This window comes from Pseudomonas sp. DTU12.3 (assembly GCF_004124275.1).
Classification (GTDB): domain Bacteria; phylum Pseudomonadota; class Gammaproteobacteria; order Pseudomonadales; family Pseudomonadaceae; genus Aquipseudomonas; species Aquipseudomonas helmanticensis.
This window is the reverse complement of record NZ_CP027218.1, coordinates 4,187,538-4,205,007: the sequence shown is the minus strand read 5'-3', so window position 1 is coordinate 4,205,007 and position 17,470 is coordinate 4,187,538. Positions and strand designations below refer to the sequence as shown.

15 protein-coding genes are annotated in these 17,470 nt (G+C 60.9%); 8 read left to right on the top strand and 7 right to left on the bottom strand.

All coding sequences use genetic code 11. From position 1 onward, the window contains the following. Nucleotides 1-72 precede the first annotated feature (72 nt). Nucleotides 73-1,185 (top strand): succinylglutamate desuccinylase/aspartoacylase family protein, encoded by a 1,113-nt coding sequence (locus C2E19_RS19095; protein WP_129394612.1) that lies wholly within the window; start codon nt 73-75, stop codon nt 1,183-1,185. Between the two features lie 187 nt (nt 1,186-1,372). After that, the gene (locus C2E19_RS19090) at nt 1,373-1,702 is read left to right on the top strand and encodes a hypothetical protein (RefSeq protein WP_129394611.1); all 330 of its coding nucleotides are present in this window, start codon (nt 1,373-1,375) and stop codon (nt 1,700-1,702) included. A 58-nt stretch (nt 1,703-1,760) separates the two neighbouring features. Here C2E19_RS19090 and C2E19_RS19085 read toward each other — a convergent pair whose 3' ends face one another. Then, nucleotides 1,761-2,174 carry a VOC family protein gene (locus C2E19_RS19085; RefSeq protein WP_129394610.1) on the bottom strand — a complete coding sequence of 138 codons (414 nt, stop codon included), beginning with the start codon at nt 2,172-2,174 and terminating at the stop codon, nt 1,761-1,763. 242 nt (nt 2,175-2,416) lie between these two features. Here C2E19_RS19085 and C2E19_RS19080 point away from each other — a divergent pair, with 242 nt between their 5' ends. Then, on the top strand, nt 2,417-4,228 hold the full coding sequence (locus C2E19_RS19080) for an ABC transporter ATP-binding protein (protein WP_129394609.1): 1,812 nt from the start codon (nt 2,417-2,419) through the stop codon (nt 4,226-4,228). Here C2E19_RS19080 and C2E19_RS19075 read toward each other — a convergent pair. The 3 genes from C2E19_RS19075 to C2E19_RS19065 form a co-directional block, all read right to left on the bottom strand. Then, on the bottom strand, nt 4,225-5,169 hold the full coding sequence (locus C2E19_RS19075) for an alpha/beta hydrolase (protein ID WP_129394608.1): 945 nt from the start codon (nt 5,167-5,169) through the stop codon (nt 4,225-4,227). The two genes, C2E19_RS19080 and C2E19_RS19075, sit on opposite strands and share 4 nt — an antisense overlap. A gap of 112 nt (nt 5,170-5,281) precedes the next feature. Further along, nucleotides 5,282-6,280, bottom strand: a complete 999-nt coding sequence (locus C2E19_RS19070) for an NAD(P)H-quinone oxidoreductase (RefSeq protein WP_129394607.1) — start codon at nt 6,278-6,280, stop codon at nt 5,282-5,284. A gap of 57 nt (nt 6,281-6,337) precedes the next feature. After that, nucleotides 6,338-7,615, bottom strand: coding sequence for a YbfB/YjiJ family MFS transporter (locus C2E19_RS19065; protein WP_129394606.1), 1,278 nt, complete (start codon nt 7,613-7,615; stop codon nt 6,338-6,340). 111 nt (nt 7,616-7,726) lie between these two features. Between C2E19_RS19065 and C2E19_RS19060 the strand changes: the two genes are divergently transcribed. Together C2E19_RS19060 and C2E19_RS19055 are read left to right on the top strand one after the other, a co-directional pair. Then, entirely contained in the window at nt 7,727-8,602 is an 876-nt protein-coding gene (locus C2E19_RS19060; protein WP_129394605.1) for a LysR family transcriptional regulator, read from the top strand. 182 nt (nt 8,603-8,784) lie between these two features. After that, the gene (locus tag C2E19_RS19055) at nt 8,785-9,249 is read left to right on the top strand and encodes a hypothetical protein (RefSeq protein WP_256661221.1); all 465 of its coding nucleotides are present in this window, start codon (nt 8,785-8,787) and stop codon (nt 9,247-9,249) included. A 52-nt stretch (nt 9,250-9,301) separates the two neighbouring features. Here C2E19_RS19055 and C2E19_RS19050 read toward each other — a convergent pair whose 3' ends face one another. Continuing rightward, a complete protein-coding gene (locus tag C2E19_RS19050; protein ID WP_129394604.1) occupies nt 9,302-10,024 on the bottom strand; it encodes a pirin family protein in 723 nt (240 codons plus the stop codon). A 219-nt stretch (nt 10,025-10,243) separates the two neighbouring features. Between C2E19_RS19050 and C2E19_RS19045 the strand changes: the two genes are divergently transcribed. Continuing rightward, nucleotides 10,244-11,194 (top strand): GlxA family transcriptional regulator, encoded by a 951-nt coding sequence (locus tag C2E19_RS19045; RefSeq protein ID WP_129394603.1) that lies wholly within the window; start codon nt 10,244-10,246, stop codon nt 11,192-11,194. Nucleotides 11,195-11,284: 90 nt separating this feature from the next. After that, nucleotides 11,285-12,733, top strand: a complete 1,449-nt coding sequence (locus tag C2E19_RS19040; protein WP_129394602.1) for a winged helix-turn-helix domain-containing protein — start codon at nt 11,285-11,287, stop codon at nt 12,731-12,733. Here C2E19_RS19040 and C2E19_RS19035 read toward each other — a convergent pair. Both C2E19_RS19035 and C2E19_RS19030 read right to left on the bottom strand, forming a co-directional pair. Next, complete coding sequence (locus C2E19_RS19035) at nt 12,698-15,622, bottom strand: winged helix-turn-helix domain-containing protein (protein ID WP_129394601.1); 2,925 nt, start codon at nt 15,620-15,622, stop codon at nt 12,698-12,700. The genes C2E19_RS19040 and C2E19_RS19035 overlap by 36 nt on opposite strands. A gap of 128 nt (nt 15,623-15,750) precedes the next feature. Further along, complete coding sequence (locus C2E19_RS19030; RefSeq protein WP_129394600.1) at nt 15,751-16,182, bottom strand: helix-turn-helix domain-containing protein; 432 nt, start codon at nt 16,180-16,182, stop codon at nt 15,751-15,753. A gap of 211 nt (nt 16,183-16,393) precedes the next feature. Here C2E19_RS19030 and C2E19_RS19025 point away from each other — a divergent pair, with 211 nt between their 5' ends. Further along, nucleotides 16,394-17,317: a LysR family transcriptional regulator gene (locus tag C2E19_RS19025; protein WP_129394599.1), complete on the top strand. Its 924-nt coding sequence runs from the start codon at nt 16,394-16,396 to the stop codon at nt 17,315-17,317. Nucleotides 17,318-17,470: the final 153 nt, after the last annotated feature.

Below are 17,470 nucleotides of genomic sequence, written 5' to 3'. Positions count from 1 at the left end.
ATCAAGATCAAAAGATCGTCCGAGCGCGGCCCGAACCTGCACCAGCTCCTACAGAAATAGCGGAGTTTTCTCATGCAACGTATCGACCATGTTCTACCCTGGAGCCACTTGGGCAGCGAGCGCTCTCTCAGCGTCTTCCGCTATGGCGCCGGTGACCGCAAGGTGTATATCCAGGCCAGCCTGCACGCCGATGAGCTGCCGGGCATGCGCACCGCATGGGAACTCAAGCAACGCCTCAACGACCTCGAACAGCAGGGCCGCCTGCATGGCGTGATCGAGCTGGTGCCGGTGGCCAACCCGATCGGGATGGATCAGCACCTGCAAGGCAATCACATGGGCCGTTTCGAAATGGGCAGCGGCAAGAACTTCAACCGCGCGTTCGTCGAACTCAGTGCGCCGGTAGCCGCCATGATCGGTGCGCAGCTGGGGGCCGATGCCGAGACCAACGTCGCCCTGATCCGTCAGGCCATGGCGCAGGTGTTCGAACAACTGCCGGCGCCGGCCTCGCAACTGGAAGCACTGCATCGACTGCTGCTGCGCCATGCCTGCGACGCCGATATCACCCTCGATCTGCATTGTGATTTCGACGCGGCGATCCACCTTTATGCGCTGCCGCAACACTGGCCGCAGTGGCAATCTCTGGCGGCCCGTTTGCAGGCTGGCGTGGCGTTGCTGTGCGAGGATTCCGGCGGCAGCTCGTTCGATGAATCCTGTTCGACGCCCTGGTTGCGTCTGGCGCGGGCCTTTCCCGCTGCGGCAATTCCGCCGGCGAACCTCGCCACGACGCTGGAACTGGGGAGCATGGGCGACACCCGCGTCGATCAGGCTCAGGCCAATTGCGAGGCGATTCTGGGTTTTCTCGCCGAGCAGGGTTTCATCAGCGGTGAATGGCCGGCGGCACCGAGCGAATGCTGCGAAGGCATGCCGTTCGAAGGCACCGAATACCTGTTCGCGCCGCACCATGGCGTGGTGAGTTTTCTGCGCCGTGCCGGCGAATGGGTAGAAAAGGGCGATGCCTTGTTTGAAGTGGTTGATCCGTTACAGGATCGCCTGAGCACTGTGCACGCCGGCACCAGTGGCGTGTTGTTCGCGATTGATCGTGGGCGCTACACCGAACCCGGGATCTGGCAGGCGAAAGTGGCGGGACGCATGCCATTTCGCACGGGCAAGCTGACCAACGACTGATAAGCGCCGAGGCTTTTTTAGCGGCAGCAGTACCGTACGCACCGAGTGTTCGACGACTTCACGCAGAACTGCGCCGCTGTTTCGCCTGTCATGCCGGCAGATCTTTGTAAAAAGCGGCAAATTGCTGGCCCCCAACCCGCGTTTTCATCGGCAAAATCGCCTTTTTTCAAAAGGTTAGGTTGGCCATATGCGGACGATTGTCATAACCGTTGCAACGCTTTCCCTGGCTGTTCTTGCCTCGGGAGTTCAGGCGAAAGAGTTAAGCAAGAGTCACCGGTTTGCCTGCACCTGGGGTTCTGATATGGCCGCCGGTGCACAGCAATCGAAACTGTCGGGCATTTCCCTGTATGGCGCGCGCAAGCAATTGCAAGTGCGCAAATTCCAGCAGCCGTGGATGCGCATGACCGCGATGGGCATCACTGAGCAAACCTACAACAGCACCTCGAAGCTCAAGCCTGCGGCGGTCAAGCAGACGTACTACGAACAATGCGTCAGGCACGAACTGGCGCAGCGTTGAAATGCCCAAGCCCAACCCGTAACGGTTGGGCTTTTTTTCGCCCGAGGAAATCTCAAGGCTATTTTTCACTCTCGCAATTGACCATCCACGACACGCCGAAACGATCCACCAGCATGCCGAAACGCGCGGCCCAGAACGTTGCTTCCAGCGGCATGTCGACGCGACCGTCTGTGGCCAGTGCGTTGAACAGCCGTTCGGCCTCGGCAATGCTGTCGACGTTCAGCGAAATCGAACAGCCGCTCATGCCTTGGGTCGGCCGGTCGGGCGTGGTGTCCGAGGCCATGATCATTTGATCGCCGACTTTCAGGCAGGTGTGAATGATCAGGTGGTGATGCTCTTTCGGCACATGCTCGGCGGCGGGGGTTTCGCCGAAGGTCATCATCGCCTCGAGTTTTCCCTGCAAGGCTTGCTCATAAAAAGTGAAAGCCTCGCGGCAGTCACCGTTGAAGATCAGGTACGGGTTGATTCTCATGTCTCTGCTCCTGGCAGTCAGGCGCGGAGCGTGGCGAGTGTTCGCCGGGTTCCGCGTTCGGCGGTTAAAACATAGCAGAGCGTTGGACGTCGCAAGGGCTGGAGTTCTCCAGACGTTTTACTTCTAAAAAGCTTTGTGCCTAATACTGAACAGGCCTTCTTGAATGAATGCGCCGTGTGAAATTCACTCGCGGCGCTGGAGTACCATGAGCCACCGCCATCACCTGCTGAGTCCCGTGTCCCATGCCTGATCTATCGCGTATCACGTCCTTGTTCGATCAGGCGCAGCGCGCCATGCGGCTGGTCTGGGGGACATCGCGCGGCTTGTTTCTGGGGCTGGTGCTGGCGACATTGGTGGCCGGGCTTTTGCCAGCACTGGCGGCCTGGCTGGGGCAACGGATTGTTGATGCCGCGGTGGCAGCGATGCAGTTGCACGCACAAAACGGCAGTGCGCCGCTGTGGCCAGTGTTGCGTTATGTGTTGCTGGAAGCCGGGGTGTTGGCGCTGTTGTCGGGCACCCAACGGGCACTCTCGGTGCAGCAGTCGCTGTTGCGGGTGCAGCTGGGGCAGAAGGTCAATACGCTGATCTTGCAGAAAGCGCAGACCCTCTCGCTGGTGCAGTTCGAGAACTCCGAGTTCTACGACAAGCTGGTGCGTGTGCGTCGCGAGGCGTCGACCCGGCCACTGGCGCTGGTCATGAAGTCGTTGGGCCTGGTTCAGAATCTGATCATGCTGATCAGCTTTGGCGTGTTGCTGGTGCACTTTTCCCCTTGGGCGCTGGTGCTGTTGGTGGTGGGTGCGTTGCCGGTGTTCTTTGCCGAGGCGCATTTTTCCGGTGACGCCTTCCGCCTGTTCACTCGCCGCGCGCCGGAGAGTCGTCAGCAGAGCTACATCGAAACCTTGCTGTCCCACGAAACCTATATCAAAGAGGTCAAGCTGTTCGGCTTCGCCCCGCTGTTGCTGCAACGCTACCGCGACACGTTCGCCAGGCTGTATGCCGAAGACCGGCGCCTGACGTTACGCCGCGATGGCTGGGGTTTCGGCCTCGGTCTGCTCGGTACTGCGGCGTTTTACCTGGCCTATGCCTGGGTGGTGATCGATGCCGTGCATGGCCAGATCAGCCTCGGCCAGATGACCATGTATCTGGTGCTGTTCAAGCAAGGCCAAAGTGCGGTGAGCAGCAGCTTGAGTGCGATCAGCGGTCTCTACGAAGATGGCCTCTACCTGACCAGTCTTTATGAATACCTCGCCGAACCGGTGCAGGCGGATACCGGCCTCCTGACGGTTGGCGCCTGCCCGGGCGATGGTTTGCGTTTCGAGAACGTCGGATTCCGCTATCCGGGGGCCAGTCGGCCGGCCCTGGAAAACATTGACCTGCAACTGCTGCCAGGCAAGAGCATTGCGTTGGTTGGGGAGAACGGTTCCGGCAAGACCACCCTGATCAAGTTACTGACCCGGCTCTACCGTCCTGATCAAGGGCGCATTCTGCTCGACGGCAGCGATTTGCAGGATTGGCAGGAAACAGCGTTACGTCGGCGCATTGGCGTGATTTTTCAGGATTACATCCGCTATCAGTTCAGCGTCGGAGAAAATATCGGCGTCGGCGATACCCTGGCGTTCAACGACCAGCAACGCTGGCAGGAAGCCGCAGCCCAAGGCATGGCCGCACCCTTCATCGAAGGTCTCGACAAGGGTTATGCCACGCAGTTGGGGCGCTGGTTTGCCGGTGGCCAGGAATTGTCCGGTGGGCAGTGGCAGAAGATTGCCTTGTCGCGCGCGTACATGCGCCGTGATGCCGACATTCTGATCCTCGATGAGCCGACTTCGGCCCTCGACCCGGCGGCCGAGGCGGCGGTGTTCGAGCATTTCAGCCAGCATACTGAAGGGCGCATGACGCTGCTGATCTCCCACCGGTTTTCCAGCGTGCGCAACGCCGACCACATCATCGTGCTGCAACAGGGGAGGATTCTCGAGCAGGGTGCTCACGAGCAACTGATCGCCGCTGGCGGGCATTATGCGCAACTGTTCGACTTGCAGGCGCGCGGTTACCGCTAGGTGTCGCGCCCGCTGTGCACGGTCGCCGGCCCGGCCACCCTCGGGGCGGGTTTGCTCTGCATCAGGCTGTCGAGTGCCTTGCGGTAGTTTTGCCCGCCGAGCGCCATGCTGTTGTTGTGCGTGGCGCCCGGCACCAGCAACAGGCGTTTGGGTTGTTGGGCGGCGTTGAACAGTTGCTCGCTGAAACGCGGCGGTACGAACGCATCGGCCAAACCATGCACCACCAGCAGCGGCATATGGATGTCGGCGATCTTGTCGATCGAGTCGAATTTCTGCGACAGCAGCCAGCGCACCGGCAGCGAAGTATTGGCCACGGCAGCGGCGACGTCGGCGAGCGAGGTGAAGGTCGATTCGATCACCAGCCCGCGCACCGGTAACGGCGTGTGCTCGCGAGCCGCGTCCTGGCCGAGTTCAGCGGCCAGATCGATGGCGACGGCGCCACCGAGTGAATGGCCATAGATCAGGCGTTTATCCGGATCCGGTTGCAGCAGCTTGAAACGTTCCCACGCTACCCGCGCGTCCTCGTAAACACTGCTTTCCGACGGCAGATCGCCGTGGCTCTGGCCGAAGCCGCGATAGTCGATGGCCAAAACCGAATAACCCGCTGCGCGCAGTTGTTCGATGCGGAACAACTGCCCGGTGAGATTCCAGCGCACGCCATGCAAATAGAGGATGGCCGGGGCATTGGCTTTCTCGGCCGGCCACCACCAGGCGTGGATGTTTTGCCCGGCCTTGAAGCTTTTCGGTTGCAGATCGAGTTCCTGCACGCTGCCGGGCAAGCCGTGGTACCAGCCAGCCGTGCCCGGTTCGATGCGAAACAACAGTTTGCGCTCGGTGTGTTCGAGTACGGCACAACTCGTCGGCACGCCGATGATCAGCGCGGCCATGCAGGCGAACGCCAGACGGCGGCGTCGCAGGCGAGTCATGAAGGCAAGGAACATTAAACGTTTCACCAAGGCGCAGACAAAGAATGCTTTTTAACAGATGCCTTGCGTTGCGCGCGACATATTCGACCAACGTGCCCGCGCAACGATTACAAAATGCTGCAACGACTCAGTCGACGCGCAGCACGATCTTGCCGATGTGGTCGCCGGCCTCCATGTGCGCATGGGCCAGGGCGGCGTCGGCCAGCGCGTACACCTTGTCGATGATCGGCAGGCAACGGCCGGCGGCCAGCACCGGCGAGACGTGTTCGCGCAGTTGCTCGGCGATTTCGGCTTTTTCCGCCGCCGTGCGGGCGCGCAGCAGTGATCCAGTGATGACCGCGCGTTTGGCCATCATCGCCAGCAGATCGAACTCATTGGCCTTGGCGCCGCCAAGGAAACCAAGCATCACCACGCGGCCATCCATCGCCAGGGCGCGCACATTATTGTTGAGGTACGAACCGCCCATGATATCGAGCACCACGTTCACCCCTTGGCCGCCAGTTTTCTCGGCGATGACGCCGGCGAAATCCTCTTCGTGATAATTGATCGGCTGGCCACCCAGCTCGCGTATTGCTGCACATTTGTCAGGGCTTCCGGCAGTGGCAAAGGCTTCGATGCCGAATTCATTGCAGAGCATCAGCGCGGTGGTGCCGATGCCGCTGGTGCCGCCGTGAATCAGCGCGCGTTGGCCGCGGCTGGCGCCCCCGAGGCCGAACAGGTTGGCCCACACGGTGAAGAAGGTTTCCGGGATGGCGGCGGCCTGAATCCAGTCAATTCCCTCGGGAATCGGCAGGGTCTGGCCGGCCGGGACGTTGCAGTATTCGGCATAACCGCCGCCATTGGTCAGCGCACAGACTCGATCGCCGACGGCAAACTGACTGACGCCTTTGCCAAGCGCGACGACTTCGCCAGCCACTTCCAGGCCAGGAATCGGGTTCATCCCGGGTTTCATCGGGTATTTCCCGGCGCGCTGCAACGCGTCGGGCCGATTGATACCGGCGGCGTGCACGCGGATCAGCACTTCGCCTTCAGCCACGACCGGCAGTGGCACACGTCTGGCTTGCAGGACTTCGGGGCCACCAGGTTCGGTGATCTCGATGCGGGTCATTTCGTTGGGCAGGGACATGTTGGTTCCTCCTGATAAGGGTGTGTGTAGATGGGAGTGGTGCATCGCAGGATAAATTCAGGACAATCGCTGTGGGAGCGGGCTTGCTCGCGAAGGCGTCGGGTCAGTCACTGCTGTGTTATCAGAGAAAGCGCCATCGCGAGCACGCTCCCTCCAGGGGGATGCGTGATTCCATAAAATCATCGCTTGCTCCAGCAGCAGCGCCACCCCAATCGCACCCGCTGCAATCACGAACAACAGCGCGTGATGGCCGCCCGAGGCATTGAACAGTGCCGAATACGCAAATCCGGCCAGCGCCTGAAACGTCGCAAACGATACTGTCGCGCGGCTCCAGGCAATTTGCTGGCGATGATGCTCCGGCACCAGTTCATGCACGCGGGCCAGCGCCAGCGGCACGATGCCTGGCGGGAAGGAACCGAGAATCACCGCGAGCAACGCCAGCGCAAGAAAGGAATGGCTCACCGCCAGCAAGCCAAGCGTGATCGCCTGCACCACCAGCACCAGACGAATGCTCCAGAGCGCGCCAAAGCGATCCGCCAGAACGCCATAGCTGACCGGCCCGACAATCGCGCCCAAGCCATACATCACCCACACCAGCGCACCGACATGCGCCCCGGCGCCGAGTCCGCGCGCCACGTAATCGACCAGAAACACCATGGCTGGCACCAGACCGGCGGCCATGAACGCATATTGGGCGAACAACAGATAAACCCCGGGCGGTGTCGGCTGAACCACCGCGCTGTGCTGCGCTGCAACAGGATGCGGCAGATCAACTGGCCAAGCGAACCAGCTCAGCGCCGTCAGTAACAGCGACAATGCGCCGAGCCCCAACCAGGTGGCAGGCAAACCCAGGCTCAGCAGCGGCGGGACAATCGTCCCGGAACCGGCGATGCCCAGGCCGATGCCGAGAAAGATTGCCCCACTCGCCAGCCCTCGACGAGGCACCGGCACATGCGGCAAAACGGTGGCGGCGACCAGTACCATGATCGCGCCGCCGGCGATCCCCGACAGCAACCGCCAGCCGAAGAACCAGCTTACCGAGAGCGGGTAGGCACAGGCGAAAAATGCCGCCGTCACGGCCAGCATCATCACGCGCAGCGCGGTTTTATTGCCGAGTTGACGCGCCAGCGGTCGACCGAGCAGCGCACCGATCAGATAACCGATCAAATTGGCTGCGCCGAGATAGACCACATCGTTGGCCGCGAACCACTGCGCCTGAATCAGCGCAGGAATCAGCGGTGTGTAAGCAAAGCGCGCCAGGCCGATGCTCACCAGACTGGCGCAGAGCCCGGCGAAGATCGGCAGCCAGATCCTGCTGGATGTTGAAGTACGCATGATTGCGATCCCGTGAATGGTTTATGGCGCCCAGCATATCGGCTATGGTTGCTGCGTTAATGCAGCGATTTGGCATGGTTGTGATGCGTAATTGCATCACTTGGAGGTTGGATGAATTGGGATGATGCACGGGTGTTTCTGGCCGTCTGCCGCGAGTCGACCCTGCGCGGCGCTGCGCGGGTGCTGGGCGTTGATCAGGCGACTGTCGGACGGCGAATCAGTGCGCTGGAAAAATCGCTGGGCGCGACGCTGTTCCTGCGAACTTCCGACGGCTATGCGCTGACGGCGGTCGGCGAAGCGGCGTTGAAAAACGTCGAGAAAATGGAGCATTCGGCGTTGGAGCTGGAGCGGCAGATTCAGGGGCTGGATGACCGCCTTACCGGCACCGTACGGATCAGTACCACCGATTCGCTGGCCATCGACTTTCTGATCCCGGCGATTGCCCACCTGCATGAGCTACATCCCGATATACGGGTGCAACTGGATGCTTCTACGCAAATCCTCAGCCTGGCCAAGCGCGAAGCCGACATCGCCGTGCGCAATACCCGTCCGGACAATCCCGATCTGATCGCTCGACGCATTGCCCGTTGGCCGGTGGGGTTGTTTGCTTCACAGGCCTACATCGACGCCAAAGGTATCCCGCAGCAGGGCGCCGCGTTCGAAGGCCATGATCTGGTGGTCTATCAGCCGTATCTGCAAAGTCAAAAAGACCTGACCCTGGTGTGCGAACCGGTGAGTCGCGGGCGAATCGTTGCCAGCCTCGGCTCCAGCCTGTTGTTGCGGCGCTCGATTGCGGCGGGCATCGGTGTAGGAGAAATGACCGTCTACATGGGCGAACGCGACGGTCTGGTCAGGCTCTGGCCGGAGCGAACCCGCCCGCAACCCTACGAAGTGTGGTTGGTGACCCATGCGGATTTACGCCATACCGCGCGGGTGCGAGCGGTGATCGCGCAGATCGTCGAGGCGTTTGCGCAGGAGAATGAATAGCCCGATAGTCTGTTTTGACGGGGCTACATCGGCTGACGAAACGGCCTACACACAGGTCGGAATCAGCCGGCTTGTGGACGTTGGGGATGGGTTCTATTGTTTCTGCAGCCCGGTGAAAGGTTTCAGGCTTGCACCGGGGTGATGGACCACGGACGGTCTCGGTAGACCCAGGAAGGTGTCGAATGAAAGCCACGGAACTCAGTCAGAATCCAGTCAGTGATTTATCGAGCAAAGGTCGGAATACTCAAGCCATGAACGCTATCAGCCGCGAAGAATTCAATGCCAGGATCGAGACCATTGAGGCACGGATGGATGCTCGGGTTGAGGGTGTGTCGGCAAAAATAGATGCCTATATTTCGGTGCAGACCGAGCGTGATAAACGCTACGACCTGATCTCGCTGGATATGCAAAGAATCGCCAAAGGCGCAGAGGAAGCCGCCAGGCAAGGTGCCACCGTCAAAGCTAACGTCTGGGCTGCAACGGCTGTTCAGTTACTTGGGTTGGTCGCCATCGTCGTTGGTGCCTATTACGCGAATCAGGCGAACATGTATGTAGCGATACAAACGACGCTCGCTGCGGTTCAGGCGGGGAAGGACATCAGTGTACCGAAGCAGTTGCTACTGCCATCGCTTACAACGCCCCAATAGAAAGCGGCCTTCAAGGAAGGCCGCTTTTTTATCGCCGTTGGAAAGCACCACTTCATGGCATCTGCGGCAACTCCTGCGGCCGCAAGTCGAACACCAGCACCTCGGCATCCACGCCATTGCTCAAGGTCAGTGCCTGCTCCTCACGAACCCGCACGCCATCGCCTTCCTGCAATTGCACGCCATTGAGTTCAACACTGCCACGCGCCACATGTACGTAGGCATAACGGTCGGCCGCCAGTTTCAGCGTGGCGCTTTCCTTACCGTCGAACAGGCCGGCAAACACCCGTGCATCCTGACGTACTTTCAGCGAGCCATCGGAGCCGTCCGGCGAAATGATCAACTGCAGGCGACCGCGTTTTTTCTGCGCGCTGAAGTGCTCCTGTTGATAGCGCGGTTTGGCGCCACTGACTTCCGGCACGATCCAGATTTGCAGGAAGTGCACCGGCTTGCTCGCTGAATGGTTGAATTCGCTGTGCGCGACGCCGCTGCCGGCGCTCATCAGTTGCACATCGCCGGGGCGGATCACCGAGCCAGTGCCGAGGGTGTCCTTGTGTTCCAGCGCACCCTCAAGCACGTAGGAAAAAATCTCCATGTCGCGATGCGGGTGCTGGCCGAAGCCTTTGCCGGCTGCAACACGGTCATCGTTGATCACCAGCAGGTCGGAGAAACCCTGTTCACGCGGGTCGCGGTAGCTGGCGAAGGAAAACGTGTGGAACGACTTCAACCAGCCATGATTGGCGAGGCCACGATCGGAGGCTTTGCGAAGGGTCAGCATGATGAAATCTCCTTGCGGGACGTGAATTCGTCCGAGTGAGGAGAAGGTTACTGGTTACCGCTCTGCGCAATAAGTAGATGGAAATTGAAATACTGTCCTGATCTGGTTGACAGTATTGTGGCGCCGGTCACGCTTTCTTTTGCAACGGCAACCGACTCTCTGGCCATAATGCGCGGTCTGTTTCCTGCGCAACTTTCTTTGATTTTGTGAAGTCCTCCCATGAAAACCGTGGCAATGGTGCTGTTTCCCGACTTTCTCCTGCTCGACATGGCCGGGCCGCTGGAAGTGTTTTCGGTTGCCAACCGCTTTCTGAAAGCTGAATCGCACTATCAACTGATTACCCTCGGTACCGAGCGCGGGGCACTGCGAGCATCCAACGGCGTATCGGTGCTGCCCGACCGGCACATCGAAGAGGCTTCTGATCGCTATGACCTGTTGCTGGTGCCCGGCGGGCCAGGTGCCTACAACGAAAAATTCCCGGCACTGTTCGCCTGGCTACAAAGCGCGGTGTCACGTGCCGGACAATACGGTTCGATTTGTACCGGTGCCTTTGTGCTGGGTAATGCCGGGCTGCTCGACGGTTATCGGGTCACCACTCACTGGAATTACACCGAGCGGCTGATCAAGGGATTCCCCAAAGCCACTGTTGCGACGGACCAGATCTATGTCGAAGACCGCAACCTGATCACTTCGGGCGGGGTGACGGCCGGCATCGATCTGGCGTTGGCGGTGGTCGCTCGGGATCACGGCAAGAAACTCGCTCAGGATGTGGCGAAAGTCCTGCTGGTGGTGATGAAGCGTCAAGGTGGGCAGGCGCAGTTCAGCCCGTTGATGGCAGCCGTGGCCCCACAGGAGACGCCGATCACCCGCGCGCAGAATTACATCCTCGAACACCTCGACGAGGCGTTCACCATAGAACGCATGGCCGGGTTGGCAAACATGAGCGCGCGGCATTTTGCGCGGGTGTTCACCCGCGACATCAACATGACGCCGATGGAGTTTCTGCAAAGCGCGCGCATCGATTTTGCGCGAAGCCTGCTGGAAACCAGCGACCTGCCGCTGAAAACCGTGGCCTATAAAAGTGGTTTTGGCAGCGTGCGGCACATGCGCTCGGTGTTCGCGCAAAGGCTCGGCCTGACCCCTGCGCAGTACCGCGAACAGTTCAGCTAGAGCGGTTCTGTCCGTACCGCGCACTCCTATGTCCGTGTTGCGCCCTGTGTGGCGGTTGTACCGTCACTCAAGGCTGCCAAGATGTTTGGCATGGATAATCACAACGATTCGAACCCGGCATCGGTGCTGCGTTTCGGCCCGTATGCGTTTCATTTGCGTCAACGCCTGATCCTCGAAGGGGATCGGCAATTGCGCATGGGCGGTCGTGCCCTCGACATTCTGCAGTTGCTGGTCGAACGCGCGGGACGGGTGGTGACAAAGGAGCAGTTGATCGCCTGGGTATGGCCGACGTCGGTGGTCGAGGAGATCAACCTGCGCGTGCACATTGCTGCGCTGCGGCGTGCGCTGCGTGACGGCGAAAACGGTCAGCGCTACATCGTCAATGTGCCGCAATGCGGTTACAGCTTTATCGCCCCGGTGCATTACGACAGCATCGGGCAAGTAGTCTTCGAAAGCCTGCAGGCGCCGCAACACAATTTACCGGCGCGACTGACCCCGGTGACCGGACGTGACGCGCTGGTCGGTGGGCTCGTGCGGCAAATGCCGCTGTGCCGGTTGATGACCGTCACCGGGCCTGCCGGCGTGGGTAAAACCACGGTTGCCCTGCGTGTGGCGGAGCTGTTGCTGGAACACTTTCGCGACGGCGTGTGGCGGGTCGACCTGGCGCTCGTCGACGACACCACGCCGCTGCTCGAACACATCCTCGACACACTGGATGTCGACCTCGCGACATTGACCTCTCGGCACGCGTTGCTGGTGCTCGACAATTGCGAACACTTGCGCGAGCAATGCCGCGCAGTGGTGCGCCGATTACTCGATGCCGGGCCACGGCTGTCGGTGCTTGCCACCAGCCGCGAGGCTCTGCAACTCGGTCTGGAAACACTGCAACCCTTACGACCTCTGACAGTGCCGAAATCATCGGCACTGCTCAGTGTGCAAGAGGCGATGAGCTATTCGGCGGTGCAGTTGTTCGTCAGCCGCGCGCGCACTCGTCAGCAGGGTTTTACTCTGCGTGAACAAGACCTTGCAGCGGTCTGCGACATTTGCCGAAAACTCGATGGTTTGCCGCTGGCGATTGAACTGGCCGTGACACAGATCGATGCATTGGCGCTGGTCGGGTTACAGGCGCAACTGGGCAATTGCCTGCAACTGTTGAGTCACGGTCGCCGCACCGCCGTGCCGCGTCACCAGACGCTGACAGCGGCGCTGGACTGGAGTTATCAATGCCTGGGTGAGCAGGAGCAACTGGCCTTGCAACGGTTGTCGATGTTCAAGAAGGCTTTCACGCTGGAAGACGCCTTGAGTGCGAGCACCTGCGCGCAATTACCGGCCTCGGCGTTGGGCACGGTCATCGCGCAACTCGCGGGCAAATCGTTGCTGGCGGTGGAGCAGGGGAGTGCGCTGGTGCGCTATCGAATGCTCAATACCACCCGCAGCTATGCCAGCGCACAAATAGCCCCCAGCGATTTCGACTATCGCCATGTGCAGTCTGGCAGCCGTGCTTCAAGCGGGCTGCTGGCAGAGCAGTTCGTCGAGTAGCAGGCGCACTTTGCGCAGGTCCGGGGTGGCATAGCCTTCGGTAAAGCGCTGGTAGATCGGCGTGAGCAGATCCAGCGCTTCGCGATAACGCGACTGACGCTGCCAGAGTCGGGCCAGTGAGGTGGCGCTGCGCAGTTCCCAGGCCAGCGCACCTTGGGCCTTGGCGATGGACAGGGCTTGTTGCAGGGTTTTTTCAGCTTCGAGGAAAATTGCGTTGTCAGCGCGGGCCTCTTCGCGGGCGAGCCCGCTCCCACAGGATTTCGTGCTGAGTTGAGCTTTTGGATTTAACACAGATTCATTGGGGGAGCTGGCTTGCCAGCGATGGCGGCCTCCAGTCTCACCTGATTCTTCAGCCAGCAAGGCATTTGCCCGCGCGCGAAAAATCTCCGCCGTGCTCCATCCGGCATCACCCCGCCGCGCGCGCTCCAGCAGCGCTTCATCCATAAAGCGCTCATCCAGCGTGACCATGATTTCCCGGATCAAACCGCTACCATCTGCCGGCATCGGCGTGGCGTTATCGGCATCGATCACCTGCGCGTAATGCCGCGCCCAGTGATGGAACAGCAGCACCGAATGCTTCTGCGATTGCTCAAGCAGCAGATGCAACAACGCCCGGGCATTCTGCCGGTCGCCGTTGTAATGGGCGATCAGGCAACTGGCCAGCGCCAATGTGTAGCAGATCGAAGTGCCGTGATTGATCTGCACGGCAATGTCCAGCGCCTGGCGCGCCGTGCGCCATGCCTGTTCTGGAAAACCCTGCACCCACAACACCCGGGCGAGCACGGTCAGCGAGGCGACGCTTTGGTCGTATTGCACGCCAAAACCATGGGTAAAACGGTTGAGATGACCGCTGTGGGCCATGCGCTCGATGACCTGCTCGGCATGCAGGCGTGCCTGCGGCTGATCACCGGCGTAGTGCAGAGCCAGCACGCGCAAACGGTGTGTGCTCAGCGATAACAGCGGGTCGCCGTGCAGGCCGAGGCGATCGAATTGCTCGCTTTGTTCGAGTGCCATCCGGTAATGCCCGCAACTGAGGTTGACCGCCATATGCCCGGACACCGCGCGCAATTGCCCGGCAAGATCGCCGTGCTGTTGCGCGAGCAGACGGGCGTTGACGAAGGCTTCGACAGTTTCCGGGATACCGCCCCAGGTGTGGTAACAAGCGCTGCCGAGCGCCAGATTCAAGGCGATTTGCAGGCGCGGGCAAGGCTTGTCGCTGGTTTCCAGCAGATGCAATGCCTGGCGCACATGACCGCCGTATTCGCGCAATAGGGACAGCTCTTGCCATAACGGCGCCGAGGTCGCGGCCAGATCAATCCCCAGTTCGCGGGTTGTGCAGCCGTTCAGGCTCCAGTCCAGAGCGCCGCGCAAATCTTCCAGGCCCCGTGCATAACGCTCGATCCACAAGGTTGTCGGGGTGTCTTCCCACGCTTGCTGTGCTTGCTGCATCAACGTCAGGCAGCGCTCGGCATGACGGCGGCGGGTGTCGTCGAGTTCGGCGGCGAGGTCGAGTTTTTCCAAGGCATAGCGGCGGGTGGTGTCGAGCAGACGGTAAAACACTTCTTCATCGCCGACCTCGACACAGAGCAGCGATTTCGCCACCAATTGGGTGATCGAGGCAAACACCGCGCCGGGTTCGATGTGTTGGCCGACGATGACTGCCGCGGCCGATTCCAGGGTAAATCCACCGCGGAACACACCCAGGCGACGCAAGCAGGTTTGCTCGCAGGCCGTGAGCAGATTGAAACTCCAGTCCAGCGTAGCGCGCAGGGTCAGGTGTCGCTCCAGACTGGTTTGATTGCCTGCGACTAACGGTGGCAATCGACCCTGCAACTGCGCGAGCAAACCTTCCAGCCCCAGCTCGGCGACCTGCGCCGCCGCGAGTTCCAGTGCCAGGGGCATGCCGTCGAGTCGGTGGCAGATTTCAATGGCCTGCGGCAGTTGCGCGTCGCTCAGCTCGAAGTTTTCCTGCGCCGCCAGCGCCCGCTCGAAAAACAACTGCAAGGCAGAAAAACCCAGCGCTTGCCGACGGTCGAGCACCGTTTGCAGCGGCGGATAGTCGAGGGATTCCAGGCGCTGCACGAACTCGCCTTCAGCGCGCAGACTCTCGCGACTGGTGGCGAGGAGATGCACCTTCGGCGCACCACGCAAAATGCCTTCGCTGAGTACCGCCACGGCATCGATCAAGTGTTCACAGTTGTCGAGCACCAGCAGCATCTGCCGTTCGCGCAGGCCATTGACCAGGCATGCCAGCGGATCGCCGTCGAGCAGCGCCAGATCGAGCAGCGTCGCCAGGTGTGAGCAAATCAGCCGGGGATCGTTGAGCGGCGCCAGATCCACGAGGCGAATGCCGTCACGGTAGTGGCCGATCAACTGCTCGGCGACGCGCAAGGCCACGGTGGTCTTGCCGATCCCGCCCGGGCCGACCAGAGTGATGCAGCGCTGGCGTGGCAATTGGCTCATCAGGCTGTCGACCAGTGGCTGGCGGCCGATCATGCGCGTGCGCCGCAGCGGCAGGTTGTGCCGGCTGGCAGTAGCGCCCGGCAGACGCTGCTCGATGGATTCGTGCAGCACCGGCGCGACGAAACTGTAGCCGCGATGCGCCACGGTGATGATAAAGCGCTGGCCGGCCTGACCGTCGCCCAGTGCCTTGCGCAACGCCGCCATGTGCACGCGCAGGTTGATGTCTTCGACAACGCTGTCCGGCCAGACCCCGGCCATCAATTGCTGCTTGCTCACCACCTCGCCAGCATGGGCCAGCAGAATCAGCAGGATATCCATCGCCCGTCGGCCCAGTCGCAGCGGCTGGTCGCCCTCAAGCAGCAGCCGTTGCCCGGGATGAATCCGGTAAGGGCCGAAACCGAGGGCCTGATTCGGCGGAAGACTCAACAGCTCACTCCTGCGATACGACGGCGGACAGGCGGAATTGGAAGCGCGTGCAGGCCTTCTGGTTCGCGGTGCCCGGGCATAATCCTCAGGTTTGAGCATCAGTGCAACGGCTGGCGTGAGCGGCGGATTCAAAACAGCGCGGGCAGTGAGCGGATGCTCTTCAGTTCACGCATGACCTGACAGCGCCAGGCAAACGGATTGATGCCTTCGCTGCGGGTGAACATGTGGCAAAAATGCGCCTGATCGCAAAAGCCGCATTCCAGACTGATTTGCGTCAGGCTCAGGTCGGTGTGCTGGATCAGCAGTTTCGCCCGGGCAATCCGCTGGGCGCGGATCCAGTCCTGCGGCGAGAGGCCGGTGCTGCACTTGAAGGCGCGAGAGAAATGGCTGCGCGACAACGAACAGGCGCGGGCCAGTTCGGTGACTTCGAGGCTGTCGCCGAGGCGTTCGAGGATCAGTTGTTTCACTTGCCGTTCGCGCTGCGGACTGAGTCCGCCGATGCCGCTCTTGCGCGGTGCGCTGGCAGGGGCGAGGGCGACGGTTGGTTGTAAGTGAGCCATGGCCAAGGTCCGTGTCGGTGAGGAAGGCGCGCTCGGCACTTTCCCTCTGGTCAAAAAACAACGCTGCGCAGAGGCATTCATTGTTGGCTCGGGGCTTGAAACTGACGAGTTAATCGTTGTTAATTCTGCGGGCCAACCCGCCATCCAGACGCCCCTGATCGCGTACAGTGCAGAGCACTTGCGTCTGCCAGGCTAAAAGGAATCCGTGCCCATGAACCGTAACGATCTGCGTCGCGTCGACATGAACCTGCTGGTGATTTTCGAAGCACTGATGTTCGAGAAGAACCTGACCCGCGTCGCCGAAAAGCTGTTCATGGGCCAACCGGCAGTGAGCGCGGCACTCGGTCGCCTGCGTGATCTGTTCGACGATCCATTGTTGCTGCGCAACGGTCGGGGCATGGAGCCGACAGCGCGGGCTTTGGCGATTCTCGAAGAGCTGCAGCCGGCGATGGACGTGATTTCCGGAGCGGTCAGCCGGGCCAAGGAGTTCGACCCGGCAACCAGTTGCGAGGTATTTCGCATCGGCCTGTCGGATGACGCTGAATTCGGCCTGTTTCCGCCATTGCTGCGCCAGCTTCAGGAGGAAGCACCGGGCATTGTCGTGGTCGTCCGTCGCGCCAATTACCTGCTGATGCCGGCATTGCTGGCGTCCGGCGAAATCTCTGTCGGCGTCAGCTACACCACCGATCTGCCGGCCAATGCCAAGCGCAAGAAGCTGCGTGATATTCCGTGCAAAGTCCTGCGTGGTGATGACCGTCCGGGGCCACTGACCCTCGACGAATACTGCCAGCGCCCGCATGCGATGGTGTCGTTCTCCGGTGATTTGAGCGGCAATATCGACGTCGACCTGGCCAAGGTCGGCCGCTCGCGCCGCGTGGTGCTGGGGGTGCCGCAATTCAGTGGTTTGCGGGCCTTGCTCGCCGGCACCGAGATGATCGCCACCGTGCCGGATTACGCGGCGTGCGCGTTGGTCGAAGGTTGTGCGTTGCGCGCCGAAGACCCGCCGTTCCCGATTGATGCGGCGCAGTTGTCGATGGCGTGGAGCGGCGTGCATGACAATGATCCGGCCGAGAAATGGCTCAGATCGCGGATTGCGCAGTTTATGGCGGCAGCGCTGGATATCGAGCAGAAATGAGGCTGTGCATAGTCCCCGGATCAACCTGCGCTGTTCGTCGGGAACATACCGTGTGTGATGAGGCGGTGTGGCCAACGGCAGCGATATTCTTGATCTGAAAGATGTTCAATCCAGCGTAAATCTGTTGTTTGGTGTCTGGCCGCACGTTTCAGT